Source organism: Microbacterium sp. H6 (assembly GCF_003314775.1).
GTDB lineage: Bacteria > Actinomycetota > Actinomycetes > Actinomycetales > Microbacteriaceae > Microbacterium > Microbacterium oxydans.
Genome location: NZ_QOAY01000306.1, coordinates 110,615 through 112,640 on the forward strand (window position 1 = coordinate 110,615; position 2,026 = coordinate 112,640).

Annotated in this window: 2 protein-coding genes; one reads left to right on the forward strand and one right to left on the reverse strand. The window is 68.7% G+C overall.

Annotation, left to right across the window (positions count from 1 at the left end; genetic code table 11):
• On the reverse strand, positions 1-1,199 hold a 1,199-nt coding region (locus tag DSP71_RS24445; protein ID WP_258546584.1), incomplete at its 3' end, for an alpha-amylase family glycosyl hydrolase.
• Between the two features lie 100 nt (positions 1,200-1,299).
• Between DSP71_RS24445 and DSP71_RS20560 the strand changes: the two genes are divergently transcribed.
• Positions 1,300-2,026, forward strand: a 727-nt coding sequence (locus DSP71_RS20560; RefSeq protein ID WP_113681931.1) for a cysteine desulfurase family protein, incomplete at its 3' end; no start/stop codon positions are given.

A 2,026-nucleotide genomic window follows, 5' to 3' on the forward strand; every position in this document is an offset into this window, starting at 1 on the left:
AAGTTGCGCACCCTGTCGCGATAGCGGTCGTTCCATTCATGCCAGCCGGCGGGGAAGTTCCCCGTCTGCCAGCCACCGAGGCCCACATCCCACGGTTCGGCGATGAGCTTGGCGTCTGCGAGGACGGGATCATCCGCGATGGCGGCGAGGAGCGGGTGCTCCGGCGAGTAGGCGTGCGTCTCGTCTCGCGCGATGGCGGTGGCGAGGTCGAAGCGGAACCCGTCGATCTGCATCTCCTGCGCCCAGTAGCGCAGCGAGTCCAGCACGAGTCTCGCGCCCGCAGCGGTCGATGTGTTGAGGGTGTTGCCGCAGCCCGTGGTGTCGATGTAGATCCCGGACTCGTCCTGACGGTAGTAGCTCGCGTTGTCGATGCCCCGCAGGCTCGATCTGGGGCCGCCGATACCCTCCTCCGAGGTGTGGTTGTACACGACGTCGAGGATCACTTCGAGCCCCGCCTCGTGCAGCAGCCGCACCATGCCCTTGAACTCGGCCAGTACGGCTTCGGGGCCCGCCTTCCGAGCCTCCTCCGTCGCGTAGGCGGTGTGCGGAGTGAAGAAGTTCAGGGTGTTGTAGCCCCAGTAGTTCGTGAGTCCGCGTTCGAGGAGTCGTGGTTCCGGCACGAAGGCGTGCACAGGCAGCAGCTCGATCGAAGTGATGCCCAGCTCGTGGAAGTACTCGATCATCGCGGGGTGCGCGAGACCGGCGTAGGTGCCGTGCAGCGCGGGTGGGACGTCCGGGTGACGCTTCGTGAGCCCCTTGACGTGACCTTCGTAGATCACGGTGCGGTCCAGGGGCACGCGCGGCTTCTGCGAGTCGCCCCAGTCGAAACCGTCGACGATGACGACCGAGCGCCATTCCTCGTACCCGTCTCCTTGCGCGAGGCCGCGAGCGTAGGGGTCCAGCAGCAGGGTCTCCGGGTTGAAGGTGTTGCCCGGGCCGTGTGGGCCGCTGACGCGGATCGCGTAGCGAACCCCCGGCTGGAGCATCTCCGTCGTGACTTCCCAGATCCCCCCTGGCAGCCGCTCGAGCGCCACTTGATCGGTCGCCCAGTCGAGATCGGTCGCGTCGAAGACGACCAGTTCGACGGATGAGGCGTTCTGCGACCAGACACGCAGTGTGCCGACACCGTCGTGCAGACGGACGCCGAGGTTGTCGAGGACGGGGCCGCCGGGCGCGGTGAGGTCTCGGGACGCGGGCATGAGTACACATTAGGCGTGATGTGTTGCCGTCTCATGACAAGGAGGACCCGGTCCCAGGCGCGAAGGCCCTCTCCCGACGGTTTCGCGAGAGAATCGAAGGATGCGGCACTATCTCGACCACGCGGCGACCACGCCCCTGCGCCCCGAAGCGCGTGAGGCGTGGCTGGCAGCGTCGGAGACGGTGGGCAACGCCTCCTCGACTCATGGCGCCGGCCAGGACGCACGACGGCTTCTCGAGGAGTCCCGTGAGCGCGTGGCGGCGGTGCTGGAGGCCGACCCGATCGAGATCGTGTTCACCTCAGGCGGCACCGAATCGATCAACCTGGCGTTGCAGGGTTTGTGGCGCGCCCGGCCCACGGGGACGTCGGCGATCGTGATGCCCGACGCCGAGCACCACGCGACCACGGACACCGTCGCAGCGCTCCTCGATGAGGGGGCGGAGGTGCGACAGGTGCCGGTCTCGCCCTCGGCGCGCATCGTCCCGGAGCGCTTCGCCGAGGCTCTTCCCGGAGCTGCCCTCGCCACGGCCCTGGTGGCGAACAACGAGGCCGGGACGATCAACGACGCACGGTCGCTTGCGGCAGGGTCCGCCGGTGCCGGAGTTCCCCTCCACCTCGACGCGGTCGCTGCGCTCGGCCACGTGCCCTTGTCGTTCCGAGGCCTTCGAGGAGAGGCGGACAGCGGGGTCGGGCTCGTCGCGATGAGCCTCGCCGGTCACAAGATCGGCGCACCGGTGGGGGTCGGGGTGCTCGTCACCGCCCGCTCCGCCCGGCTCACGGCGTTGCTACGCGGGGGAGCCCAGCAACGAGGCCTGCGCGCCGGCACAC